This window comes from Actinoplanes regularis (assembly GCF_900188005.1).
Classification (GTDB): Bacteria; Actinomycetota; Actinomycetes; order Mycobacteriales; family Micromonosporaceae; genus Actinoplanes; species Actinoplanes regularis.
This window is the reverse complement of the sequence record NZ_FZNR01000005.1, coordinates 284,981-308,601: the sequence shown is the minus strand read 5'-3', so window position 1 is coordinate 308,601 and position 23,621 is coordinate 284,981. Positions and strand designations below refer to the sequence as shown.

Sequence of the window (23,621 nt, the reverse complement as noted above, 5' to 3'; positions counted from 1 at the left end):
GCTGTCCGACATGACGGGAGAATCCACGGCTCTGGTACTCGGCGGCGGAGGTGTCACCGGGGTGGCTTGGGAGGTCGGCATGCTCGCCGGCCTGGCCGAGGCCGGCGTCCCGATCGACCGGGCCGACCTGGTCGTCGGCACCTCCGCCGGATCGGTCGTCGGCGCGCAGGTGTGCAGCGGGGTCCCGCTCGACGAGCTCTATCAGCGCCAGCTCGCACCTGTGACCGGCGAGATCGCGGCCAAGCTCGGCCTTCGGGTGCTGGCCCGGTACGCGGCGAGTGCGGTGGGCGGCGACGACCGCAAGGCCCGGGCCCGCCTGGGACGCCAGGCCTTGCGGGCGCGGACGGTGCCGGAGGCGGATCGGCGCGCGGTTATCGCGGGCCGGTTGCCGAGCCACGACTGGCCGGCCCACCCCCGCCTGCTGGTGACGGCCGTCGAAGCCACCACCGGCGCGGCGGTGACCTGGGATCGGGACAGCGGAGTGCCGCTGGTCGACGCGGTCGCGGCGAGCTGTGCGGTGCCGCTGGTCTGGCCGCCGATGACGATCGACGGCAAGCGGTACGTCGACGGTGGCGTCCGATCGGCGGCCAACGTCGACTACGCGAGCGGGTGCTCCCGGGTCCTGGTGCTGGCGCCGACCACCGCCTCGATCCGGGTATCGGGGCGCATCGGGCGGCAGCTCGCGACGCTCGGCCCGCGGGTGCGTTCGGCCGTGTTCAGCCCGGACGCCGAGGCCCGCGCCGCGATGGGCCGCAACGTGCTGGATCCGGCGTTCCGCGCGGCCTCGGCCCGAACCGGACGGCGCCAGGCGGCGAGCGTGGCGCAAGCCGCGGCGGCGCTGTTTTAGCCGTCTTGCTGGGACGGCGTGGCTGACGGTCCCAGCGCTTGTCCGGGGCGGCCTGGACAAAGGCGCAGCAGGTAGCGTTCTACCCCGCGGACATGCTCGTCGAGGTATGCGATCGCCTCGGGGACCGGCAGTTCGATGATCACGTCGACGATGGACCGGTAGGCCGCGACAGCCTTCTCACGCCCGGCGTAGAAAATCTGCACCGTGTAGTCACCCGGTCCGGCAGGGGCGACGATTCCGTCCAGGTACCGCACGTCATCCGACAGGATGAGATCGCCGGTGGCGCAGTACAGCGGCAGAACCAGCGGCCCGCGCCACTCGGTGCCGGGTGGAGGTTCGTCCGGCACGCTGTCCCAGGTTTGAACTTCGACGGCGACCAGCAGAAGATCCTGCGCCCGAACCACCCAGATCTCATAGCCCGTACCGGCGGCCACTTCCTTCCAGGCTCGCTCGATGACCTTCGACGCACCGGCACCGGCATCAGCGTCGACGTCTCTCAGCGTGAACGTGCTGCGCGACGGACGTAGATCAATCAGGTGACTGCCGACCAGAGGCACTGCGCAGTTCCTCTCAACGTTGCGGCTGGCCGGACGCCATCCCGGGTGCCGGCGCTACTCACGCTCGACGTGTCAAGCCTTGGGCGGGTCGACGCTGTCCACTTTGAGCAAACCCGCGGCGACGATCGCCTGGCTCAGCGGCCGGGCGAGTTCGGCAAGGCGGCTACAACCTTCGGCGCCGAGGACCGCGTACGCGGGGGTCGCGAGCCGGTCGGTGGCCGCTTCGATCCAGTCGCGCTGAGCCCGCCCATCGTCGCTCAGGGCCGGATCGTCGCCCTCGATCAACCCACGTCGGCGCAGGCCGTCGACAGCGCCGGCCCACTGCTCATCGCTCCAGCCGCGGCTGCGGCGCAGGAACCGCTCGGGCACCTCACCGGACGCCGCGTGCAGCACCAGCGCCTCCAGGCCGGTCAGTCCGGCAAGCAGCAGGGCTGCGACATGCCCGTCCCCGCGGAACTCCCGCAGGACCGTCTGGGCCTGCCAGAGGACCAGATGTGGCTGCTCCGGCCACGGCAGGGCTGCGTGGGCGGCGAACAGCGGACGGCCCTGCGGGTGGGCGGCGGCGGCTTCGGCGGCGCGGCGGGCCAGGCCGGCGGCTTCGACCACCGCCGGGCCGCGCACCGCGTCGCCGAGGGCGCGTGTCAGGGCCGCGCCCGCGGCCTCCGACCGGGCAGCCAGAACCGCTGCCGGGGTCGCTCGTTCCCACGCGGCGGGCAACGCGTCAGCGACGAGGCGCGGGTTGAAGTTGAAGAAGGCCGCGGTGACCGGCTCGGCGCCGACGGGTCCCAGGGCGGCCGCCCGCGAGGCGAAGTAGCCGGCCCGGCCCGTGATCCCGAGCGCCGCGTACCGCTCAGCCGCCTCGGGTACGAAATAGATCATGCCGTGCACAGGCTCGGCCGCCCGCCAGGCCTGGCGCACAAGGGCCCGATCGATCACCGCCGCCTGTTGCCAACGCGGCTCCGCCAGGCGCCGTGGATCTGTCGTACCGGTCATGGCACTCACCCTTCGTCACCGAAGTTACCGATGGGTAGCATCGCACGTGAGCAACGGCGCCGTCACGCCCCGGTTGGTGGATCGCAGACGGTGTGAGTGATCCAATTCGGTCACACCCGCGACCGAGAAAGCCGCGTATCGGTCGCTCGAAATAGGACCTATTCACCCCGTACCCGAATGATTGGGGTATGGGGTAAATGATTTTCGGTCCATCGATGAGGGGCAGTACCTTCGGCTGATTGCGGCCCGGAAATCTGATCGAAATGGTGGAGGGACTGCAACGAGGCGGTTCGAAAGGGGCATGGCGTGGGACTTACCAGGCGCACAATCATCAATGGCACACTCGGCGCGGCCGGGCTGACCGTTGCCGGAGCGCTGGATCCGTACACGCAGCGATCCGCCTCCGCCCATGCCGGCCCGGGCGCCGGGACGACCCTCGCGCGCACTGTCGTCCGAGGCCCGGCCGGCGCCGGTGGTTACGCACGCCTGACCGCCGCCCCCGGCGAACCGTTCCTGTTCCGTGGCGACCTGGCCGGCGTGTCCCGCCACGCCTGCCGCCGTCGGCGTGTCCTGACCTGCTTCGCTCAGCTCTCCGATGTGCACGTGATGGACGTGCAGTCGCCGGCCCGGTTCGAATTCCTCGATCGGTACAGCGCCGTTCCGGGCCTGTCGGACTTCTCCAGCGCCCACCGTTCCCAGGAGTTGCTGAGCGCGCAGGTGGCGGACGCGATGGCGGCCCAGTTGCGCCGGGTGCGCCGCGGTCCGGCGACCGGCGCACCGGTCGGGTTCGCCGTGGCCACCGGGGACAACACGGACAACTGCCAGTTCAACGAGCTGCGCTGGTACATCGACCTGCTCGACGGCCGCACGGTACGGCCCGACTCCGGTGACCCCGGACGGTACGAGGGCGTGCAGGACGACGTGGCACCGGACCCGTACTACTGGCATCCGGAGAGCGGGTACGGCCAGCCCACCGCGGCGTACGGATTCCCGCGGGTTCCGGGCCTGCTCGATGCCGCCCGGGCGCCGTTCCGGGCGGCCGGTCTGGGCCTGCCGTGGTACGCCGTCTACGGCAACCACGACGGTCTGGTGCAGGGCAACCTGCCCGGCAACGACCTGTTGCAACAGATCGCGACCGGCCCGGTGAAGCTGACCAGTCTGCCGCCCTCGATCCTGGAGGCGCCGCTGTCCACGCAGGTGCAGTTCATCGTCGGGCTGCTGCGGCAGGATCCGGCCGCGGTGGCGAAGCAGTTGGCGGAGGGCGGCCGGCGCATCGTCACGCCCGATGCCCAGCGCCGGATCGTGGACCGCGCCACCACCATCAGCGAGCATTTCCGGACCACCGGAGGCCCGGTCGGGCACGGCTTCACGGCTGCGAACCTGGCTGCCGGGACCGCCCACTACACGTTCCACCGAGGCCGGGTGCGTGGCATCGTGCTGGACACGGTCAACAGCGGCGGCGGCTCCGACGGATCGCTGGACCCGGCGCAGTTCGCCTGGCTGGAGGCGCAGTTGCAGGCGGCGAGTCGCCAGTGGCTGACCCCGGCGGGCGAGGTGACGCGCCACCGGGGCGGCGCCGACCAGTACGTGATCATTTTCAGTCACCACACCATCGAGACGATGACCAACGTGCCCGCCGGCAGCGACCGGATCGGCGGCGCACAGGTGCGGGATCTGCTGCTGCGCTATCCCAACGTGATCGCCTGGGTCAACGGGCACACACACCGCAACCAGGTGCTGCCCCATGCCCGCCCGTCCGGGGCGGCCGTCGGCGGCGGCTTCTGGGAGATCAACACGGCGGCGCACATCGACTGGCCGCAGCAGTCGAGGATCGTCGAAGTCGTCGACAATCTGGACGACACCCTGTCGATCTTCTGCACGATCGTCGACCACAGCGGCCCGATCTCCCCGGGCAGTCGGCTGACCGGGACCGCGCCGCTGGCTTCGCTCTCCCGCGAACTGGCCGCCAACGACGTATCGGACCGGACAGACGCGCGCCGCGGCGATCTCACGGACCGCAATGTGGAACTGCTCCTGCCGGACCCGGTCTCGGCACGCGGCCGGCACGGCGCCCCGGTCGCCGCGATGAGCGGGAGCTGACCCTGTATCACTCACTGCGACGGATCCTGATCGCGGCCACCGCGGTGCTGTCACTGGCCGGGTGCCCGTCGTCCAGCGAATCCGAGCCGGCGTGCGCGCAGCCCACGGCCGGCAGCACAATCGCCCCCGAGGACTGCCCGGACACCGACACGGTCGTCAGTCAGAGGCCCGTCCCGGTCTCCTGACGCCGGTATGGTCGTGGCCGGCGGCTCATCGAGCCGCCGGCCTCGCGGGCGGCGCCGGCTCACCTGTGGTTCAGCCGAGGTCGGCGAGATCTCCTGTGCTGCTCGTTGGCCGGCCTCGACCGCACCGTTGAGGTAGCCCCAGCGCCGCAACGGACGCCGCCGATGTCCGGAGCAGGGTCCGCCGGGAGCTGCCTGCCCGCTCGGGCGCCTGTCGGGCGGCCGCCGCCGGCCGGGGTCCCGGTGCGTCGACGTTCTGAATTCGTGGCGCCGTTACCGGCGCAGTTCGACGGCTCCGGCGGTGCTGAAGACGCGGTTACGGCCGGCCGACTTGGCCCGTCGCAGCGCCAGCTCGGCGTGCTCGAGCAGTTCGCTGGAACTGGTGCCGTCGTCGTGCAGACTGGCGAGTCCGATCGACACGGTGACCCGGACATCCTCCTGGTCGCCGACGGCGAACTTCTCCCTCTCGACCACCTCTCGGACGCGGATCGCGGCACTCTTGAGGTAGGCGCCGTTGTAGCCGGGCAGAACGGCGGCGAACATGTTGTCGCCCATCCGTCCCAGGATCGCGGCGGTCCCGCAGAGGCGGACCAGCCGGTGCGCCAGATCGGCGAGTACCTCGTGCCCACCGGGCTGTCCGTGGATCTGCTCGATGAGTTTGAACTGGTCGACGTCGAGCAGAATGATGCCCACCCCCTGCCGATGTTCCCGCCCCCGATCGACCTCCAGGTCGAGGTGGGACAACAGCACGCCCCGGGCATTAAGGCCGGTCAGATCGTCGACGATCGCGAGCCGCCGCTGGATGCCGACAACCATCCACATCCTGGTGATCACGAGGGCGAAAAGGCTGACACCGCACAGCAGGACGATCGGTGCGCCGGCGTGTTGTTCGGTGACGTACCGCGCGTAGAGCACCACCATCGGGAGCAGGGCCGCGAGCGACAGCAGGATCACGCGGCCGGCCGTGACGTTGGGCAGCGCCACCTTGGCCCGCCGGTCCAAGGTCCGCATGCTCGGATGCAGAGCGGCCGCGCCGAGAAGCACGTACTCGCTGAGCCACAGCACGTCCGGCGCTCCACCGTCCCGGTAGGTGTCGCTGGCGGTCTGCAGCCCGTAGAGCATGTCGGCCGCGAGCATGGCCAGGAGGCTGGCCATCAACAGGCGGAACGCCGTCGAGCGGGAGCCGGCACCCACGGCGAGCCGGATGGCGGTGGCCAGCACGATCAGGTCCATGACCGGATAGGCGATGGAGACCAGAACGCTCGCCAGCGACTCGGACGCGTCGAAGTCGGTGGCGAGCGGTCCGATCAGATAGACCCACCAGAGCATTCCGAGACCGAGCGCCAGGATCGCCGCGTCCAGCAGGGTCGCCATGTCCCAGGCCGGCGTCCGCCGGCGTACCAGCAGAACCAGCGCCGCACCCACGAGCGGGTACTGCAGCAGATAGAACAGGTCGGCCACGGACGGGAAAGCGTCACTGTCGAAGACCGCGTGGGCGACGTAGTAGGCGACGTCGCCGACGGTGTAGAAGAATTGTCCCGCGGCGAGCAGCAGCCATGGCAACCGCCGTGAACGGCGCACACGCTGTGCTCCGGCGATGACCGCCCAGGTGGTGGCAGCGCTGATTCCCATGTAGTAGAGGTTCTGCCCGTCGCCGCCGAGCCCGGCGTAGGGAAGCAGAAGAAAACCGACGATCGCTATGACGCCCCACGTCCCGAACCAGGCGGATGCTGAGGCCGACGGGGCCGATCGGTTGAACGAACCTGCCATACCCGTGGAATTCACGGCCATCACTTTGGACCGAAAGGTTCCGGCGGTGCAGGGCCGTCCGTACAAGTTGATCTATCCCAATAGGTCTAAGAAACGGACGCATGACGATTAAGACATTGATCACTTTCTGCTATCATGCCAATACTTAACGTTATTAAATGTTTGAACCGTGCGAGTACCGGCGAAGTTTGCGGCTCAGGCATCACGGCGGTTGAAGACAGCGGTGGCCGCGGCCAGCAGGAGCACGGTCCAAGCCGCCATGACCAGAGCTCCCGGCACGGTGCCGAGACCGCCCTCGGTGGCCTGGACACCACCGAACAGCCGGCGCCCAGCCATATCCGGGAGCCAGAAGCCGAGCGAACTGATCTTGCTCAGTAGCAGGGAGAACGAGACCAGGGAACTGTTCACGATCAGCACCACCAGCGGGACGACGCCGCTGCGGGTGAAAACCGTGATCGCGAGCGCGATGAGGCCGCTGAGAATCCAGAAGAGGGTGGCACCGAGACAGCGCGCCACCGCCTCGGGGACGCTGACGGTCTCGCCGATCACCAGGCGGGCGGCGCCGATCGTCAGGGGCATCGTGACCGCGGCGACCACGGCGATGAACAGGACGACGACGATCGCCTTCGCCGCCAGGGTCAGCACGCGGCCCGGCACCGCGGCGAGACTGGTCGTGATCCGCCGGTCGTTGGTGTACTCACTGCTGAACACGCTCACCCCGATGACCGTGGCCCCGACCGTACCCAACGGCATCGCGGTGAACGCGATCTCGAGCGGTGCGACGAAGGCCCGGCCGCCCGGGTCGGCGTGCACGGCGTACGCATTGAGCATGGTGATCAGCAGCGATCCGAGCAGCGCGACGGCGGCGCCGGTCCACGACGCCGGCAGGGTCACGGTCTTGCGCCATTCGGCCGAGACGACACGTGGCAGGATCATCGCACGCCTCCGGTTCCGGTCAGGGCGAAGAACGCGTCCTCGAGCGTCGCGTACCCGGCGGTGATCCGGGTCAGCGGGCCGCCGGCCACGACCCGGCCCGCGGCGATGACGACCAGATCGTCGGCCACCTCGGCGACCTCGCTCATCAGATGACTGGACAGCAGGACCGTGCCACCAGCGGCGGCGTGGTCGCGTACCAGGCCGCGCATCCAGCGGACACCCTCCGGGTCCAGACCGTTCGCGGGCTCGTCGAGCACCAGGACGGCCGGTTCGCCGAGCAGCGCCGTGGCCAGTCCGAGCCGCTGCTGCATACCGAGCGAGAAACGACCGATCCGGGTACGCCCGGTGTCCGCGAGCCCGACCCGCTCGAGCACCTCGGACACGCGACGGTCGGGGATGCCGTTGGAGCGGGCCACCCAGCGCAGGTGCCCACGGGCAGTGTGCGACCGGTGCGCGCCGGAACCGCCCAGCATTGACCCGACCGTACGCAGCGGTTCGCGAAAACTCCGGTAGGGGCGTCCGCCGACCAGTGCGGTGCCGGCGGTGGGCCGGTCCAGGCCGAGCAGGATGCGCAGGGTGGACGACTTGCCCGCCGCGTTCGGGCCGAGGAAGGCGGTCACCCGCCCCGGCTCGGCGCGGAAGGTGACATTTGAGAGCACGGTGCGCCCTCCGTGCCTCTTGGTGAGACCGTCGATCGAGATCATGCCGCCATTCCAGTGGTGAACGCCCCGCTGAGCATCGGGCCCAGGTCTCTCAGACCGTGGACCGATGCCCCGTGGGCGAGGCCGAACCTAGAATCCGACGATGGATCCCGGCCGGCCGTCGTGGCGCTCGCGCGTGTGGGCCGTCGCGCTCCCGTTGCTGGGCGTGTTCGCGCTGTTCCTGGTCGCGACCGGGATCGATGGACCGGGCGCGGGCCGGGTGGTGCCCGCGGTTGCTCTCGCGCTCACCGTCTCGGTGCTGGGCTGGGCCTTCGCACGGACGCGGGCGCAACGCCATCGGTACGAGGAGGAACTCGCGGCCTGGGCGGCGGAACGGGCGGCGCAGACCGAACGGCTCCGGATCGCTGCCGACCTGCACGACCTGGTCTCGCACGGGCTCGGGCTGATCACCGTCCGGGCTGCCGCCGCCCGCAGCGTGCGCGGCCCGGAAGGCGATGCCGAGCGCACGAGCGCCCTGGCGGACATCGAACGCGCGAGCCGTGAGACCACCATCGAACTGCGCCGGATGCTCGGGGTTCTGCGGGCTCCGGGCGCGGCACCGCTACGCCCGGCCGAGACCCTGACGGACCTCCCCACGATCGTGGACGCCGCCAACGCCGCCGGCCTGACCACGTCCCTGCGCCTCCACGAGGTCGGCGACGTGTCCCCCGGCACTCAGCTCACCGTCTGTGCCGTGGTCCGTGAGGCCCTGAACAACACCGTCCGGCACGCCGGCCCCGGCCGCTCGCGGATCAGCGTCCACCGGGACGCTGAATCGATCGTCGTGGACGTCGAGGACTCCGGGCCGAGCGCTGGCTGGCGCCCGCAACCCGGCTCCGGCCACGGACTCGCCGGCCTGCGCGAACGCGTGACCGCACTGGGCGGGACGCTGCACGCCGGTCCGGAGCAGGGCCACTTCCGCGTGACCGCCCGCATACCCGACCGGGAGAGCCCGTGACCGCCGAGATCCGCGTGCTCATCGCCGACGACCAGCCGCTCCTGCGCCACAGCCTGGCCATCCTGGTTGACGGCGATCCGGCCCTCACCACCGTGGCGCAGGCCGCCACCGGCACCGAGGCCGTACGCCTGGCCCGGCAGTTCAGCCCCGACGTGATCCTCATGGACCTCCGGATGCCCGGCGGTGACGGCATCGAGGCCACCCGCGAGATCACCGCCGACCCCCGGCTGGCCGCCAGCCGCGTCCTGGTACTGAGCATGTACGAACTGGACGAGTACGTATACGGCGCGCTGCGGGCCGGTGCCAGCGGTTTCCTCCTGAAGGACGCCCACCCCGGCGAATTGCTGGACGCCGTACGCCGTACCCACGCCGGCGAATCCCTCTTCGCCCCCGCCATCCTGACCCGCCTGGTCGACCACTACGTCCGCCGCCCGGCCGCAAACCCCAACCCTGACCTGCGCATCCTCACCGACCGCGAGACGGAGGTACTACTCCTGATCGCCCGAGGTCTCTCCAACCAGGAGATCGTCGCCGCCCTCGCCATCTCCATCAAGACCGTAAAGACCCACATCGGCAACCTGCTGGCCAAACTCCACGCCCGAGACCGCGCCCAACTCGTCATAGCCGCCTACGAGAACGGCCTTGTCGGTCCCCGCCACCTTTGACACCGGTCCTCATCCGGCGGCGAGCCGGGACCGGTGCTCCCGGTTGATGGCGATCAGCTGGTCGAGCGCGTCGCGGGCCCGGGCGAGTTCCTCGATGTGTTGCGTGATGCGGTCCCGCTCCTGGTGCAACTGCTCCCAGGCGGCGTCGGCGTTCTGGGCGGTCGGCGAGTCGACGCACGGCAGCAGTTCGGCGATCGTACGGCTGGTGAGCCCGGCGGCGTACAGCCGCTGGATGAACCGCACCCGGTCGATCTCCTTGTCGGTATACCGGCGCTGGCCGCTCGGGCTGCGGGTGCTGACGAGCAGCCCCTGCTCCTCGTAGTAGCGCAGGGAACGCACGCTCACCCCGGTCCGCGCCGCGAGATCACCGATCCGCATCGTGGCCTCCTAGCTGTGATCCGCTTCGCAAAGCTTGCATCTGACGTCAGTGTCAGGTTTTAGCGTAGCGGCGCGTCCGGCGGGCGGGCGCGACGCTCCTGGAAGGCAGTTCGTGATGACGACCCTGTTCGACCGGTACCAGCTCGGCGAAATGGTTCTGCCGAACCGCGTGGTGATGGCCCCGCTGACCCGGGTCCGGGCCGCCGCGGGCGGTCTGGCGACTCCGTCGATGGCGACCTACTACGCCCAGCGGGCCACCGCGGGGCTCATCGTGACCGAGGGCGTGCAGCCCAGCGTGGTGGGACAGTCGAACCCCGGGACGCCCGGCCTGCACACCGATGAGCAGGCCAAGTCCTGGCAGCAGGTCACCGACGCGGTGCACACCAACGGCGGGCGCGTCTTCGCCCAGCTCATGCACGGCGGGCGGGTGTCGCATCCGGAGACGATCGGAATGCAGCCGGTAGGCCCGTCCGCCGTCCCGGCGGTCGGCGATCTCTTCACGCCGACCGGCCGCAAGCCCGCGCCGGTGCCGCGGGCGCTGGACACCGCCGAGGTGCCCGAGCACGCACACTCCTACGCCAGGGCGGCCCGATACGCGGTCGACGCCGGCTTCGACGGCGTGGAACTGCACGGCGCGAACGGCTACCTGATCTCCCAGTTCCTCTCCAGCACGGCCAACCTGCGCACCGACCGCTACGGCGGATCCGTCACCAATCGGATCCGGTTCGCCGTCGAAGCGGTGACCGCGACGGTCGAGGCGGTGGGCGGCCACCGAACCGGGATCCGGCTCTCGCCGGGCGCCGGTATCTGGGGCGCCACCGAGACCGAGGTGCCCGAGATGTACGCGGCGCTGCTCGCCGAACTGGCACCGCTCGGACTGGCCTACGTCCACCTGGAGCTCACCACCGCCGAGGAGGTGCTGGTCGGGCTACGCCGTGCCTGGCCCGGCACCCTCATCGTCAACCCGGCGTTCCCGATGGGCCCGAAGAAGGCGGACGGGACGGCCGCCCAGCGGTGGCTCGGACTGGGCGCCGACCTGATCAGCTTCGGTCGCGCCTTCATCGCCAACCCCGACCTCGTGGAACGGCTGCGGCAGAATCTCCCGATCGCGGAGGACGACCAGGCGACCTGGTACGTGGGTGGTGACCAGGGATACCTCACCTATCCCGCGTACCGGCACGAGGGCTGACCGCCCTCGAACCCCGCCACCGCGGCGCTCCACGCGCCGGCCGGCGCATCGCCCCGCCACCTCCGTCGCCGGGGCCTTGCCTGGTGTCCCGGATGGCACCGGGCAGGCGACTTCTGGGTAAGGTCCGACCGTCCAGCGACGGCAGCGGCCTCGAGGCCGCTGCCGCGGCGACGGTGCCGATCTCCACGGGGCGGTTGTTCGCCTCGCGCCGCGGTGGTCGCGGGCTGTCGCCAGGCTGCCGCCTGTCAGGCGGCGTGGGCCAGCGTGGCGATGGTCGGGGCAGGGCGCGAGGCACCGGCGGGCGCGGTCGGCAGGATCAGCGGTGCGGCAACCTCGGCCAGTGCGCCGAGGCGGTCGGTGGCAGGCAGGGTGAAGATGAACCGGGAACCGCCACCGGGGTTGTCATGGGCGGTGATGCCACCGCCGTGGCGGGTGGCGATGCGGTGGCAGATGGCCAGACCGAGCCCGGTACCGGTGTATCCGGTGCCCGGGTGGGCACGGTGGAAGTCGTCGAAGATGGCCTCGTGCTGCCCGGCGGGGATGCCGATGCCGTTGTCGGCGACGGTGACCTGGACCATGTCGCCGAGACCGATGCTGGTGACGCTCACCTGCGGCGTAACCCCGGCCCCGGTGTATTTGATGGCGTTGCCGACCAGGTTGTCCAGCAGCTGCCGGACCGCGGCGGCGTCGGCGTGCACCGGGTCGAGCTCGCCCACAGTGACCCGCGGCGCCGGTTCACCGGACGCGATCGCGGCGTCCGTGCGCGCGGCGGCGATGTCGTCGACGAGATCGGTCAGGTCGACCCGGGCCGGTGTCAGGTCCTCGTCGCGAGCGGCGGTGTAGACGAGCAGGTCGGTGATCAGCCCGCGCATCCGGGCCGCGGCGCGGGTGACCCGGCCGAGGCTGTCGCGCGCACGGTCGAGGCCGGGCCCGGCCCCGGCGGTGTCGAGAGCATCGGTGGCGACCTCGGTCCAGCCCTCGACGGTGGTCAACGGATTCTGCAAGTCGTGGGCGACCGAGCCCGCGAAGCCGGCGAGCTGGTCGCGGTGGCGGCGTTCGGCGGTGACGTCCTGGTAGAGCACGACCGCACGGCGAGCGCCCTCCCCGTCCGGCAGCGGGGTCGCGCAGACCCGGACGACCCGGGTGTCCTGGCTGTCCGGATCCATCACCAGCAGGTCGACCGGACCGGTCTTCTCCCCGGCAAGTGCCCGGGCCGTAGGCAACGCGTCCGCGGTGACCGGGCTGCCGTCCAGGTGCCGCATCCTGCGGCCGGCCTCGCCGACCGTCGCGGCGGCCCCGAACAGGCGCTTACCGGCTGGGTTACGCAGCACGACTCGGCCCTCCGCGTCGACGAGGGACAGTCCGTCCGCCATCGAGTCGATGATGGCGTCCATCAGTGCGCCGTGCCGGGCCGCCTGCTCCTTCTGCGCGGTCAACGCGGCCAGCAGTTCCGCCCGCTCGTCACGCCCCAGCGCGAGAATGAGGCCAACCGTGGTGATGAGAAGAACGAACAACTGCGCCACCAGCGCACGCACGTAGGGATCACCGACAGCGGCGAGCGGACCCATTCCGCACCACGTGCACAGCACTGCCACGCCACCCAGAGCCAGATTGTGGAGCACGACGAAGTTCGTGCACAACCGCAGCGCCGCCCACACGGTCACCGCGATCAGCGGGAACGCCAGAGGCAGGCCCCCGTCGTAGACGAACCCGACCAGGTACGCGAGCACCGAGCCCACGACCACGGCCAGGTACTCACCGACCCGCCGGCCCGGCATCGCACGCACCGCTCCATCAAGGGTGCGCCACCACCAGCGCGGTGAGGTGCTCCGAGCCGCCATGCCGGCGAAGACCCGGCCGAACCACAGCCCGGCCGAACCGATCACGAACATGCCGGTGACGTGGCGGGCCATCCAGTCCGCGAGCATGATCGACGACCCATGGCCGGTGATCAGCCACAGGCCGGTCAAACCGATCACCGCGCCCACGGCCGCGGCAACGATCGCGACGCCCAGCAGGCTGCCCAACTCCCACCCGCTCGACAGCCGCCGGCTGCCGCCACCACCCCACAGCGTGGGACGCAAGCGACCCAGGAGCCACATGAACATCACAGCCATTGCCAGGTTCGCTACCGCCAGCACCCCGCTCAGGGCCAGGCCCGCGCCCGTGACCGCGTTACCGGCCCACGCGATCGCGGTCAGCGCGGCTGCATCGACCCACCACGCCCGGGAGCGACGCCGGCTGCACAACCAGGCTGCCGCCACACCCGACGCGGGCCAGACCAGCGCCAGCCGGGTGTCAGCCACCACGGTCAAACGGCCCACCATGATCGCCGCCGCGTACACCGCGGCGAATCCGGCCGTCCGCACCAGCGACGTCGCGATCGCCCGGAAACGCTCCGCACCGCGATACACCGACACCCCGCCGGCAGCGGCCGGCACCGCTGCCGCTGACTGCTGCGCTCCCGCGTGACCCACGTATATGCCCCCGTCCCAGCCGCCCCCTTGCGGGCAGCAACCTCCAAGGTTGGAGGTCCTCCGGCGCAGGCACGGTGCCCGAAGGTTGCAGCCAGGTCGCCACTCATATCTTCGGCCACCGTCACCGCTGACATGGATCCCACACACCACCGGAAAGCAGGACGATGGCCACTCCATCCGGCGACCGAGGATGGCGAACGGGCACCAACGGCCAGCGGAGCGGTGGGTCTGAGCTGCGGGAACAGCTGTCTCAGCGCTCCCGAGGCCGGCAAGGGCCCGGGCTCCGCACCGTCTCGGCAGCAGCGCAATATTGTGCATGCGAAGAGCAATGACGTGGTCGCGTGTGCCGATGGCACGCCGCTAACGTATTGATCATGATGGGTTCTTACGACGTCGAGGCGCAATCACCGGCTGCTCCCGAGCGGATCTGGGCGTTGCTTGTCGATGCGAGCAGCTGGCCGAAATGGGGCACTGTGGACGAACTCATGGCCGAGAGGTCCGCGAACCTCGCCGACGACGGACATGACGGAGTAGGCGCTGTGCGGGCGTTTCGCACCGGCCGGGTCGTCACCAGCGAGCGGATCGTGGAGTTGGAACCGTGCCGGCTTTTCGCGTACGTGGACGCCGAAAACCCGTACCTACGTGACTATCGGGCGGAGATTCGGCTCAGTCCGGCCGCGGCCGGCGGCACTTCGATCCGCTGGCGCGGGACGTACGAAGTGGCGTTCGGGGTGCATCTGTTCATGCGGCCGCTGATGAACCGGACGATGCGCCGGATGGTGGAGGGACTCGCCCGGGCTGCGTAGGCTTGCCGAGTGCATCGTGGGGAGCGGTTCGACCAGGGCGGCTATACCGGCTTCGACATGGAGCCGCACGTCACCCGGCGGCTGTCGAGCTGGGACGAGGCAGGCTGGCGATCTCTGTTCGTGCAACGCTTCGACCACCGGCCCGCCACCGATGTGATCAATCTGCCCGCGTCGTCCGATCACCACTTCTGGGCGATCACGCGGGGCGCTGGAACGATGCAGGTGCGCTCCGCCGACGGCTGGCAGAAGTCTGCGATCGTCCCGGGCCTGGTGGGCCGGGCCACCCCAGGGGTTCCCACCGAGGTGCGCTACACCACGTCCGCCGCGATGAGCAGCGTGCACGTCCACGTGCCCGCCGACATCGTCGACCGAGTCAGCGCCCAGACCAAGCCGGGCCGGCGGGACGGGCCCGGTGACACGTTGCTCGCGCCCCTGCTGAACTCGCTCGCGGCCGCCGCCGGGCAGCGGGCCGACCCCATGTACGGCGACATCGCCGCCGAGTTCCTCGCCGCACACCTCGTTACGCACTACGGCGGGCGGCGGCTGGACGCACCGGCGGGTCGTGAGGATGGGCGCGTACGCGATGCGGTTGCCCTGATGCGGGAACGCCTCGGCGACCCGCTGACCCTCGCGGACCTTGCCACGGCGGCCAATCTCAGTCCGTACCACTTCCTGCGTGTCTTCAAGCGGGCCACGGGGGAAACGCCAGGTCGTCATCTCACGCGATTGCGCGTACGCGAAGCCGCCCGGCTCCTTGACGCCGGCCGTACGGTCACCGCAGTCGCCGCGCGGTGCGGCTTCTCCAGCCCTTCCCACCTGTCCACGGCTTTCCTCCGTGAGTTCGGCGTTCGCCCGTCGCAGTACCGGCTCCGCTCCCAGGGCTGAGAATGGTAGGGCTCGACCGCTTCGGGCCACGCCCACTTCGCCCCCTCACATGAAGTCGAGCGACTTGCGGATCTTCTATTCGCTCGCCTCCACAAGAAGATCCATCGACAGATGGCGATCTAATGAGGCCCGGCAAGGTCGAGGGCGAGGTTCGGCCCGGGTCTGCCGAAGTGGTAGCCCTGTGCGAGGCGGTAGCCGAGACGGTGCAGCTCGGCGGCCTGCTCGGCCGTCTCCACGCCTTCGGCGACCGCGGTCAGCCCCAGCCCGTCAGCGACCTGGATGAGGGCGGTGGCGATGACGGCGTGCCGGCCGGCCATGGTGATGTTGCTGACGAACGATTTGTCGACCTTGAGGATGTCAACGGGAACGGTCTGCAGCAACCCGAGTGAGGAGTGGCCGGTGCCGAAGTCGTCGAGCGCGATCCGTACACCGAGCGTGCGAAGCTCATCGAGGGTTTGCACGGCACGGCGACCGTTGAAGACCGCTGTCTCGGTCACCTCGACAATGAGTCGCTCCGCGGACAGGCCAGTCTCGGTGAGCGCCGCCGTGACGACATGGGCGAAGCCGGGCTGATTGAGCTGGCGTGCCGAGACGTTGACGCTGACCCGGTCCGGCGCCAGGTCGCCGAGCTCGGCGATCCACCGTGCGGCCTGGGCGCATGCGGTCCGCAGCACCCACGTGCCGAGTTCGACGATGAGGCCGTTGCGTTCGGCGGTAGGGATGAACTGGTCCGGCGCGACGAGCCCGCGGGTCGGGTGCTCCCAGCGGACCAGGGCCTCCACCGCCCGGAAACGCCCGTTCGGCAGCTCGACGACGGGCTGGTAGTAGACGCGGAACTGGCCGGCGTCCAGCGCGGTCCGCAGCTCCGCGCCGAGCCGGGCCTGCTCGTCGGACGCCGAGTCGTATTCCTCGCGGTAGCGGAGATACCGGTCGCCGGACTCCTTGGCCACGTACATCGCCACGTCGGCGCGGCGTAGCACCTCGTACGGATCCATGGTGCCGGTGCTGTCGGCGACGCCGATGCTGGCGTTGACCAGGAGTTCGTACTCACCCACCCGGACCGGTGTGCGCAGGGTCTCGGCCAGCCGGGAGACGGTGAGGTCGGCCGCCGCGTCGCAGGCTCCCGGCATCATGACGGCGAACTCGTCGCCGCCCATCCGGGCGGCGAGCGCCTCCTGGCCCAAGGCGCAGCTCAGGCGGCCGGCGAGAACGGAGAGGAGCTGATCGCCGACGCCGTGCCCGAGCCGATCGTTGACGCCCTTGAAGTCGTCGAGGTCCAGCAGGGCGACCTGTGCCGGGCCGGCGTTCAAAGCGGTCTGCAGTTCCTCCTCGAGCCGCCGCCGGTTGGCCATGCCGGTCAGGGCGTCCGTCATGGCCAGGTCCTTGAGCTGGGCCGCCTGGTTCCTGGCGACGGTCACGTCGCTCAGGTGCGCCACGAACGAGCCGTTGTCGGCGAGCGCCGCGACGCAAGCGTGGATCCAGGCCTCCGTGCCGTCGGACCGGCGGACTCGCAGATCCCCGCGGATGGAGTCGATCGTTTCGTCGGCTAGGGCGCGGAAGGCGGATCGTGCGGCTTGCCGGTCGGTTTCGTCGATCCATTGCCAGTAGGGCCGGCCCAAGATGCTGTCGGCGGGCTCGGCGAGCAGCGCCTCCAGCGCCGGGTTCGCCTCTGTCACCGATCCGTTTGCATCGAGGATCGCCATTCCGGCGGGCGCGTTGCGGAACGCGGCGCGGAAGCGCTGCTGGGCGGCGGCGAGTTCGGCCTCCGCCTGCTTGCGTTCGGTGATCTCACGGGTGACGATAAGCGCCGCCGGGCGTCCTTCGAACTCCCACAATGTACCGGCGGCCTCGGTGTCGACCACCCGTCCGTCGAGACGGATCAGCTTCTCCTCGACGTACTGCATCGCCTCACCGTCCGCGGTCAGCGAGCGCATCCGCGCGGCGCCGGGGTCCCGGTAATCCGGATGCAGGAACTCGATCGCCGGTCGATCCTGCAGGTCGGCGATGGTGCGGGCGCCCAGCAGCCTGAGCCCTCGGGCATTCGCGTATACGTGATACCCGTCGCAGATCACAAAAATGGTGTCGGGACACAAATCCACCAGGGCCTGGAACCAGGCATCTCCCGCCACGGCGACGGAAGCCACAGCCGCGCTCGCGTCGCTCACCACAGATCATCACACCCTGCGCCAGTCAGCATTCTCCTGGCCACCGATCGGTCGCGGACCAACGGTTCTGAGCAAAGACGCTGGCGATTTCACTCACCCAGGAGGTGCTCTCGAACGAGCCGGGTCTGCCACGGCATCCAGGCGGGCTGTCGACCCTGATCGCGGGGCTCGGGTTCGTCGGCTTGGAGCGGCAGCGCAGTTTCGCCTCCGTCACGCTGCGCGGGGTGGACCGGGCCGCTGCTTTCGTGCTCCGACGGATGCTGGCCGGTACGCGGCGGGGGCGGTGAGCACGGTCGCGTTGGCGCGGTGAGGCGCGAGCTCAGGTATGCCTGGCGGCATCGGCGGGCAGGGTTGCGGTGATGGCCGGCGGCGGGGTGTCGGCTCGGGTCAAGATGCCGGCGGCGGCGATCAGGCTGAATGTGCCGATGGCCAGCATGACGCTCAGGTAGCTGCCTGTCGTGGCGAGGAGGCTGGCGGCCAGCAGTGGCGCACCGGCTTTGGCGAGGGTGACCGGTCCCGCGAGAGCGCCGGCGATGCTGGCGTAGGCGGTGGTGTCGTAGCGCTCGGCGAGCAACTGTGGGGTGGCGAGGCTGGAGATGCCGAACCCGAGCCCGAACGCCACGACCGCGGTGATCGCTCCAAGGCGGCTTCCCACCACAGCGGGCAGAAGAAATGCGGCGGTGGCTTGTAGAGCGAAGATCGCGGCGACGATCCGATACAGCCGTCGGCGATGGCCTGCGACGGTGAGCAGCAAGCGACCGGTGACCGACAGGACGCCGAGCAGCCCGGCGATGGTGGCGGCGAAGGTCGCCGGGTGGCCGCGGCCGGCCAGGAAGCCGACCAGGTGCACGGTCATGCTGCTCATCGCGGCGGCATGCGCGACGAACGCCACGGCGAGACACCAGAAGCGCCCGTCATGGACAGCGGAGCGGATGAGAGTGCGACGATCCGCCGGTTCGCCCCGGTGAGAGGAATGTGGGTCCGCCGGGGGCCGGCGGACCGCGAGCCAGTGCAGGGGTACGGCGACGGTCGCGTACAGGGCGGCCAGGATGAGCAGCGTGGTGCGCCAGCCCTGTTGGGCGTTGAGCCAGCCGGTGAGGGGCATGAAGATGGTGCTGGCGAATCCGGCCACGACGATCATCGCGAGGATCGCGCGGGGCCGGCCGGTGGTGTCGAACCAGGAGACGAGGACTGCGGTGGCCGGCTCGTAGAGGGCCATGGCCATGGCGGTGCCGAGGCCGGCGAACACCGGATACAGCTGCCACACCGCGGTGACCTGCGACCAGGCGACGAGCATGCTCGCGCCGATGATGCTGCCGGCGGTCATCAGGGCGCGGCCGCCGTGGCGGTCCAGCCATCTGCCGACCGGCACTGCCATGGCCGCCTGCACCAGGATCGCCGTGGTCAAGGCTCCGGTGACCGCGGCAGGTCTGGTGTGCAGGTCGGCCGCGACGGGATGCAGCAGCACGGCGAAGGCGTAGTAGAGGGCGCCGTAGCCGATGGTCTGGGTGATCGCGAAGGTGGCGACGATCCGCCGGCCGTGAAACACCCGCCGGCCACCGGTGGCCGGCGGGTTCGTGCGGCCCACCGGGTTCAGCAGCAGGTGCCGGCCTGGTCCCCGGCCGGCTTTTCGTCGAGGGTGATCAGCTGTACCGGGACGGTGAGCAGCCCGCCGGCGATACCGGTCGCCAGCCCCCGCCCCGCGGGCTCGACCGCCGAGGCGGATTCGCCGCAGCAGCCGCCCGCGCCGATGGTGTCCTCGGCCTCGACCGGGTTGCTGTTGCAGACGCCGGTTTCGGGCAGGTCGAGCTGCACATCACGGGCGGCTTCCCAGTCTCCGGCCAGGGCCGCGGTCACGGAGCGGGCCTGTTCGTAGCCGGTGGCGAGCAGGAACGTCGGGGCGCGGCCGTAGCTCTTGACGCCGATGGCGAAGTAGCCCGGCTCGGGGTGGGTGAGTTCGTCGGCGCCGTGCGGTGGGACGGTGCCGCAGGAGTGTTCGTTCGGGTCGATCAGGGGTGCGAGGGTGCGGGTGGAGCCGAGGATCGGGTCGAGGTCGAGGCGCAGTTCGCCGGTGATGGTGTGGTCGGGGCGGAAGCCGGTCGCTGAGACGATCCGGTCGGCGGTGATGGTGCGGTCGCCGTCGGATACCCGCACGGTGTGGCCGTCGGTGGTGACGCGCTGCACCAGGAAGCGGGTGAGCAGGGTGATGGCGCCGGTTTCGACGAGCTCACGCAGCCGGGTGCCGAGGGCTCCCCGAGCCGGGAGGGCGTCGGCGCTCTCACCGCCGTAGGTGCGGGTCGGGGCGCTGGAGCGCACTGCCCAGGTCACTTCGGTGCCGGGTGCCTGCTCGGCAAGGGCGGCCAGGGCCAGGATGGTGTTGGCGGCGGAGTGCCCGGCACCGACCACCAGGATCCGCTTGCCCGCGTATCGGTCGCGGTCGCGGTCCAAGACGTCCGGCAGGGCGCTGTCGACGTACGCCGTCGCGCTGGTCTCGCCGTGCGCGGGGATACCGAAGGCGCCGAGCACGTTCGGGGTGCTCCAGGTGCCGGAGGCGTCGATGACCGCTTGGGCGTGGAGGTCGGTGCCGTCAGCGAGCCGTACGAGGAAGGGGGTGTTCTCCCGGCCGAGGCTACGGACCCGGTCGAGGCCCAGGCGGGTGACCGCGGCGACCCTGGCCCCGTAGCGGATGTGTGGCTTGAGCGCGGGCAGGTCGGCGAGCGGTTGCAGGTAGTCGGCGGCGAGTTGGGCGCCGGTGGGCAGTTTGTCGTCGTCGGGGCGTACCCAGCCGGCCTCGTTCAGCAGGCGGGCGGCGGCCTGGTCGATGTTGTATCGCCAGGGCGAGAACAAGCGCACGTGACCCCATTGCCGGACGGCGGCGGCCGGGGTGTCGCCGGCTTCGAGGACGAGGAACGGCAGGTCGCGTTCGGTGAGGTGGGCGGCGGCGGCGAGGCCGACCGGGCCGGCGCCGATGACCACGACGGGAAGGGCGGAGAGCTGGCTGGACACGAGAAGGCTCCTGTCTGGGAAGGGTGTGCTGCGGGTCAGTTGATGTGCGGGCTGCGGCGTTCGATGAAGACGACGTCGCGCCACTGGTTGCCGCGAGCGGCGTGGCGGCCGACGCGTTCGCGGACGCCGACGGTGCGGAATCCGCAGGCGTGGTGCAGGGCGAGGCTGGCGGTGTTCTCCGGGAAGATTCCGGATTGGATGGTCCAGATCCCGGCCGTCTCGGTGGATCGGATCAGGGCGTCGAGCAGGGCTCGGCCGATGCCGCGGCCGCGAGCTTGCGGGTGTACGTAGATGGAGTGCTCGACGACGCCGGCGTAGACGGAGCGGGCGGAGACCGCGCAGACGGCGACCCAGCCGAGGACAGTGTGGTCGGCTCCGATGGCGACGTGGCGGTGTTCGGGCAGCCGGGTGTTGTCGAAGGCTGCCCAGGTCGGGGCGGTGTGTTCGAAGCTGGCGTCACCGCTGTCGAGGCCGGTCTGATAGATCGCCAGGACCGGCGCTGCGTCGGCGGCGGTCATCGGCCGCACGATCGCGGTCATGCGCAGCCTCCGTTGGTGGCCGGGGCGGGTTTGCCCATCACGACGTCGGCGGCGGACGGGAAGCAGTCGATGCAGCGGGTGTTGATCCGGTAGTGGCGGGCGTTGCCGACCGGTTCGGCCAGTACGAACCGCGCCTCGGCGAGGATCTTCAAATGCTGGGAGACGGTGGACTGGGCCAGCCCCATCGCGGTGACGATCTCCCCGACCGGCATCGGCCGGTTCTCCCGGGCCAGCAACTCCACCAGTTGCACCCGGGACGGGTCCGCGAGCGCCCGGAACCACGACGCGTACATCTGCGCGGTCTCGCGCGCCAACAGCTCGGCCATTCACCCTCACCCACATCATCGTCAATCGCCGATCAACGATGAAAGTGTAGATGTGCTGGTGGCGGTCAGCCACACGGTTGCCACGACCAGGCGGCACACCGCGGCCGGCGTGGCCGGGTCGACGCGCTCAGGGGTGTCGGCGGGGCTGTGGTAGCCGCCCATCCCGGCGCCGATCCCGACCGCGGCGAGGCCGGCGGCGGCGTAGCGGCGGTTGTCGGAGGCGACCGGCCCGGCCGTCAGCGACAACCCGGTGTGCCGTCCGGCCTGGTCGAGCAGCGCCAGCAGCCGATGCACGGGCCCGCCGGCCTCCACAGCTGCCGCCGCCCCCAGATGTCCGGCGCCGTCGACGTTGATCACCAGCGGGGTCGCGCCGGCCCTGCGGAGCTGTCCGGCGTGGTGGGCGGAGCCGAGGGCGCCGACCTCCTCCGCGTCCAGGAGCGCGACAGCGAGCCCGATCCCCTCCGGTAGCGCCGGAACGAGGATCCGGGCGGCTTCCAGGACGACGGCAACGCCGGTGGCGTTGTCCGACGCCGCGGGCTGACGCAGGCCGGGATGGTCACCGACGCCGTCGAAGTGCGCGGTGAGCAGCACCTGAACGCCTGCACCGCTCGTCTGCGGCCAGGTGGCGTGCAGGTTCGCGGCGGTCACGTCGACACGGCGGATCGGGGTGGTCGCCGCGAGCCACCCGACGCCGGTGCCAGCAGCCGTGGTCATCGTGGTGTGGGTCGCGCGGTCGAGGGTCAGGATCGGCAGCGGGCCGGGATCAGAGCCGGCCAGCACCGTGTAGTGCCAGCCGTCCGGGTCGGTGTCGCGGGCGATCAGCAGGCCGGCCGCGCCGTCGGCATGGCCGTACGCGTCGAACAGCGACATCCCGGCCGGGACCAGCAGCCATCGCCCGACCGGATCGCCCGAGCCTGCGACCGCGAGCCCGCCACGGCGGACGACCGGCAGGTCGGCCGAGGCCGGATGCGGCATCACGGCACGGCCGAACACCAGCGAGTGCGAACCGTTGCCGTCGTGCCAGGTGGCCTCCGGCGCGGCGTGGATCTGCGGGACGGCCCGGACCTCGAACGGCGCGGTCGTCACCTGTGCGCCCAGGACGGCCATCTGCCGGTCGAGCCAGGTCCGGGCGGCCAGGCCGCCGGGGCTGCCGGCACGCCGCCCGGTGAACGCGGGTCCGGCGAGCGTGGCGACCGTGGCGGTCATCCGGTCGGCGTCGATCCCGGCCAGCAACCGGTCCAGACCGCCGGGCCCGATGGTGGGCGTGTTCATTCGCAGCAGCCGTGCCCTGCGGCGGCCGCCTCGGTCTTGGCGGCACTACCGCAGCAGGAACCCTCGGCGGTCGCCTCGGCTGCGGTGCCGCAACACGGGGCCGAACTCGTCGCCGTCGGCTCGGTGACGGCTGCCGAGGGGGTGGTACCGCAGCAGCCGCTCGCGCCGGTCACGGTCAGGGCGGCGGCCGGGTCACCGGTGAAGCCGCCGGTGGTGGTGGTGGTGGTGGTGGTGGTGGTGTCACTCATCGCGGGTCTCCTTGACTCGAGGAACGCGGGCACCGAAGCGGTTTCGATAACCGCTGGATTCGATGACTCTCGAAATCAAGACTTGCATACGGATTCGACGCTTGTCAAACTCGACTCATGTCGAAACCGGCCTCTCCTGCCCCCGTCTCCTCGAACCCGGAAGCGGAGGTGCCGTGCTGCCCTCCGATGGCCCAGCAGCGCATCGACTCGGCCACCGCCGTGAACCTGTCGGCGGCCTTCAAAGCTCTCGGCGATCCGGTCCGGCTGCAGCTGATGTCGATGATCGCCTCGGCCCCGGACGGGGAGATCTGCGTCTGCGACCTCACCCCGGCCTTCGACGTGTCCGGCTCGACCATCTCGCACCACCTGAAAACCCTGCGTGAGGCGGGTCTGGTCGACGCCGAACGCCGGGCGAGCTGGGTCTACTACCGGCCACGGCAGGACATGCTCCGCCGCCTGGCAACTCTGCTCACCTGACCCGCGCAGCCGCATCCGATCGACGCTCCGACGAAACAGGCCGCCTGACTGACCCAGGCTCTGCCGCAACGCCGGTCACGGTGGCCTGGGAAGCATCTCTAATACCAGGCAGGGCCCTTCGCGAACCGGGGACAGATCCCCGAA

Annotated in this window: 23 protein-coding genes; 9 read left to right on the top strand and 14 right to left on the bottom strand. The window is 70.6% G+C overall.

Features of this window, described 5'->3' with window-relative positions; all coding sequences use genetic code 11:
* Nucleotides 1–10: 10 nt before the first annotated feature.
* Nucleotides 11–847, top strand: a complete 837-nt coding sequence (locus CHC09_RS16470; RefSeq protein WP_089293974.1) for a patatin-like phospholipase family protein — start codon at nt 11–13, stop codon at nt 845–847.
* Here CHC09_RS16470 and CHC09_RS16465 read toward each other — a convergent pair.
* Together CHC09_RS16465 and CHC09_RS16460 are read right to left on the bottom strand one after the other, a co-directional pair.
* Complete coding sequence (locus tag CHC09_RS16465; RefSeq protein ID WP_089293973.1) at nt 844–1,404, bottom strand: hypothetical protein; 561 nt, start codon at nt 1,402–1,404, stop codon at nt 844–846. The two genes, CHC09_RS16470 and CHC09_RS16465, sit on opposite strands and share 4 nt — an antisense overlap.
* 72 nt (nt 1,405–1,476) lie before the next feature.
* Nucleotides 1,477–2,397 (bottom strand): SCO6745 family protein, encoded by a 921-nt coding sequence (locus CHC09_RS16460; protein ID WP_239138244.1) that lies wholly within the window; start codon nt 2,395–2,397, stop codon nt 1,477–1,479.
* Between the two features lie 306 nt (nt 2,398–2,703).
* Here CHC09_RS16460 and CHC09_RS16455 point away from each other — a divergent pair, with 306 nt between their 5' ends.
* Nucleotides 2,704–4,497, top strand: a complete 1,794-nt coding sequence (locus CHC09_RS16455; protein ID WP_089293972.1) for a TIGR03767 family metallophosphoesterase — start codon at nt 2,704–2,706, stop codon at nt 4,495–4,497.
* Nucleotides 4,498–4,952: 455 nt separating this feature from the next.
* Here the strand turns inward: CHC09_RS16455 and CHC09_RS16450 are convergent, their stop codons facing one another.
* From CHC09_RS16450 to CHC09_RS16440, 3 genes are all read right to left on the bottom strand, one after another.
* Nucleotides 4,953–6,311 carry a GGDEF domain-containing protein gene (locus tag CHC09_RS16450; RefSeq protein WP_179277134.1) on the bottom strand — a complete coding sequence of 453 codons (1,359 nt, stop codon included), beginning with the start codon at nt 6,309–6,311 and terminating at the stop codon, nt 4,953–4,955.
* A 333-nt stretch (nt 6,312–6,644) separates the two neighbouring features.
* Entirely contained in the window at nt 6,645–7,385 is a 741-nt protein-coding gene (locus tag CHC09_RS16445; protein ID WP_089293970.1) for an ABC transporter permease, read from the bottom strand.
* A complete protein-coding gene (locus CHC09_RS16440; protein WP_089293969.1) occupies nt 7,382–8,089 on the bottom strand; it encodes an ABC transporter ATP-binding protein in 708 nt (235 codons plus the stop codon). Before CHC09_RS16440 ends, CHC09_RS16445 begins: the two co-directional genes overlap by 4 nt.
* 100 nt (nt 8,090–8,189) lie before the next feature.
* Between CHC09_RS16440 and CHC09_RS16435 the strand changes: the two genes are divergently transcribed.
* Nucleotides 8,190–9,044 (top strand): sensor histidine kinase, encoded by an 855-nt coding sequence (locus CHC09_RS16435; protein ID WP_089293968.1) that lies wholly within the window; start codon nt 8,190–8,192, stop codon nt 9,042–9,044.
* Complete coding sequence (locus CHC09_RS16430) at nt 9,041–9,709, top strand: response regulator (RefSeq protein WP_089293967.1); 669 nt, start codon at nt 9,041–9,043, stop codon at nt 9,707–9,709. Before CHC09_RS16435 ends, CHC09_RS16430 begins: the two co-directional genes overlap by 4 nt.
* A 9-nt stretch (nt 9,710–9,718) precedes the next feature.
* Here the strand turns inward: CHC09_RS16430 and CHC09_RS16425 are convergent, their stop codons facing one another.
* On the bottom strand, nt 9,719–10,087 hold the full coding sequence (locus CHC09_RS16425; protein WP_089293966.1) for a MerR family transcriptional regulator: 369 nt from the start codon (nt 10,085–10,087) through the stop codon (nt 9,719–9,721).
* Between the two features lie 115 nt (nt 10,088–10,202).
* Between CHC09_RS16425 and CHC09_RS16420 the strand changes: the two genes are divergently transcribed.
* Complete coding sequence (locus tag CHC09_RS16420; RefSeq protein ID WP_089293965.1) at nt 10,203–11,276, top strand: alkene reductase; 1,074 nt, start codon at nt 10,203–10,205, stop codon at nt 11,274–11,276.
* A gap of 245 nt (nt 11,277–11,521) precedes the next feature.
* Here the strand turns inward: CHC09_RS16420 and CHC09_RS16415 are convergent, their stop codons facing one another.
* A complete protein-coding gene (locus CHC09_RS16415; protein ID WP_244911603.1) occupies nt 11,522–13,717 on the bottom strand; it encodes an ATP-binding protein in 2,196 nt (731 codons plus the stop codon).
* A 410-nt stretch (nt 13,718–14,127) separates the two neighbouring features.
* Between CHC09_RS16415 and CHC09_RS16410 the strand changes: the two genes are divergently transcribed.
* Both CHC09_RS16410 and CHC09_RS16405 read left to right on the top strand, forming a co-directional pair.
* Nucleotides 14,128–14,559: an SRPBCC family protein gene (locus tag CHC09_RS16410; protein WP_203833088.1), complete on the top strand. Its 432-nt coding sequence runs from the start codon at nt 14,128–14,130 to the stop codon at nt 14,557–14,559.
* Between the two features lie 9 nt (nt 14,560–14,568).
* Nucleotides 14,569–15,444 carry an AraC family transcriptional regulator gene (locus CHC09_RS16405; protein ID WP_089293962.1) on the top strand — a complete coding sequence of 292 codons (876 nt, stop codon included), beginning with the start codon at nt 14,569–14,571 and terminating at the stop codon, nt 15,442–15,444.
* Nucleotides 15,445–15,563: 119 nt separating this feature from the next.
* On the opposite strand, the gene CHC09_RS16400 is transcribed toward CHC09_RS16405, so the two are convergent.
* Nucleotides 15,564–17,609 (bottom strand): putative bifunctional diguanylate cyclase/phosphodiesterase, encoded by a 2,046-nt coding sequence (locus CHC09_RS16400; protein ID WP_179277133.1) that lies wholly within the window; start codon nt 17,607–17,609, stop codon nt 15,564–15,566.
* Between the two features lie 104 nt (nt 17,610–17,713).
* Between CHC09_RS16400 and CHC09_RS16395 the strand changes: the two genes are divergently transcribed.
* Nucleotides 17,714–17,896, top strand: a complete 183-nt coding sequence (locus CHC09_RS16395) for a hypothetical protein (RefSeq protein WP_089293960.1) — start codon at nt 17,714–17,716, stop codon at nt 17,894–17,896.
* A 32-nt stretch (nt 17,897–17,928) separates the two neighbouring features.
* Here CHC09_RS16395 and CHC09_RS16390 read toward each other — a convergent pair whose 3' ends face one another.
* From CHC09_RS16390 to CHC09_RS16365, 6 genes are read right to left on the bottom strand one after another with little or no spacing between them, the layout of a single operon-like run.
* A complete protein-coding gene (locus CHC09_RS16390; RefSeq protein ID WP_089293959.1) occupies nt 17,929–19,197 on the bottom strand; it encodes an MFS transporter in 1,269 nt (422 codons plus the stop codon).
* 5 nt (nt 19,198–19,202) lie between these two features.
* Nucleotides 19,203–20,615 carry an FAD-dependent oxidoreductase gene (locus tag CHC09_RS16385; RefSeq protein WP_089293958.1) on the bottom strand — a complete coding sequence of 471 codons (1,413 nt, stop codon included), beginning with the start codon at nt 20,613–20,615 and terminating at the stop codon, nt 19,203–19,205.
* A 35-nt stretch (nt 20,616–20,650) separates the two neighbouring features.
* Nucleotides 20,651–21,154, bottom strand: coding sequence for a GNAT family N-acetyltransferase (locus CHC09_RS16380; protein ID WP_089293957.1), 504 nt, complete (start codon nt 21,152–21,154; stop codon nt 20,651–20,653).
* Nucleotides 21,151–21,480, bottom strand: a complete 330-nt coding sequence (locus CHC09_RS16375) for an ArsR/SmtB family transcription factor (protein WP_089293956.1) — start codon at nt 21,478–21,480, stop codon at nt 21,151–21,153. The genes CHC09_RS16380 and CHC09_RS16375 overlap by 4 nt, the downstream gene beginning before the upstream one ends.
* Before the next feature lie 21 nt (nt 21,481–21,501).
* Entirely contained in the window at nt 21,502–22,752 is a 1,251-nt protein-coding gene (locus CHC09_RS47105; RefSeq protein WP_203833087.1) for a M28 family metallopeptidase, read from the bottom strand.
* Nucleotides 22,749–23,000, bottom strand: a complete 252-nt coding sequence (locus tag CHC09_RS16365; protein ID WP_089293955.1) for a hypothetical protein — start codon at nt 22,998–23,000, stop codon at nt 22,749–22,751. The genes CHC09_RS47105 and CHC09_RS16365 overlap by 4 nt, the downstream gene beginning before the upstream one ends.
* A 117-nt stretch (nt 23,001–23,117) precedes the next feature.
* On the opposite strand from CHC09_RS16365, the gene CHC09_RS16360 reads away from it, so the two are divergent.
* A complete protein-coding gene (locus CHC09_RS16360; protein ID WP_089293954.1) occupies nt 23,118–23,477 on the top strand; it encodes an ArsR/SmtB family transcription factor in 360 nt (119 codons plus the stop codon).
* The last annotated feature ends 144 nt before the right edge of the window (nt 23,478–23,621 follow it).

Coding starts and splice junctions, on each gene's coding strand:
- CHC09_RS16470 (WP_089293974.1), top strand. CDS start 11: ATGACGGGAGAATCCACGGCTCTGGTACTCGGCGGCGGAGGTGTCACC.
- CHC09_RS16460 (WP_239138244.1), bottom strand. CDS start 2,397: ATGACCGGTACGACAGATCCACGGCGCCTGGCGGAGCCGCGTTGGCAA.
- CHC09_RS16450 (WP_179277134.1), bottom strand. CDS start 6,311: ATGGGAATCAGCGCTGCCACCACCTGGGCGGTCATCGCCGGAGCACAG.
- CHC09_RS16445 (WP_089293970.1), bottom strand. CDS start 7,385: ATGATCCTGCCACGTGTCGTCTCGGCCGAATGGCGCAAGACCGTGACC.
- CHC09_RS16440 (WP_089293969.1), bottom strand. CDS start 8,089: ATGATCTCGATCGACGGTCTCACCAAGAGGCACGGAGGGCGCACCGTG.
- CHC09_RS16435 (WP_089293968.1), top strand. CDS start 8,190: ATGGATCCCGGCCGGCCGTCGTGGCGCTCGCGCGTGTGGGCCGTCGCG.
- CHC09_RS16425 (WP_089293966.1), bottom strand. CDS start 10,087: ATGCGGATCGGTGATCTCGCGGCGCGGACCGGGGTGAGCGTGCGTTCC.
- CHC09_RS16420 (WP_089293965.1), top strand. CDS start 10,203: ATGACGACCCTGTTCGACCGGTACCAGCTCGGCGAAATGGTTCTGCCG.
- CHC09_RS16410 (WP_203833088.1), top strand. CDS start 14,128: ATGATGGGTTCTTACGACGTCGAGGCGCAATCACCGGCTGCTCCCGAG.
- CHC09_RS16380 (WP_089293957.1), bottom strand. CDS start 21,154: ATGACCGCGATCGTGCGGCCGATGACCGCCGCCGACGCAGCGCCGGTC.
- CHC09_RS16375 (WP_089293956.1), bottom strand. CDS start 21,480: ATGGCCGAGCTGTTGGCGCGCGAGACCGCGCAGATGTACGCGTCGTGG.
- CHC09_RS47105 (WP_203833087.1), bottom strand. CDS start 22,752: ATGAACACGCCCACCATCGGGCCCGGCGGTCTGGACCGGTTGCTGGCC.
- CHC09_RS16365 (WP_089293955.1), bottom strand. CDS start 23,000: ATGAGTGACACCACCACCACCACCACCACCACCACCACCGGCGGCTTC.
- CHC09_RS16360 (WP_089293954.1), top strand. CDS start 23,118: ATGTCGAAACCGGCCTCTCCTGCCCCCGTCTCCTCGAACCCGGAAGCG.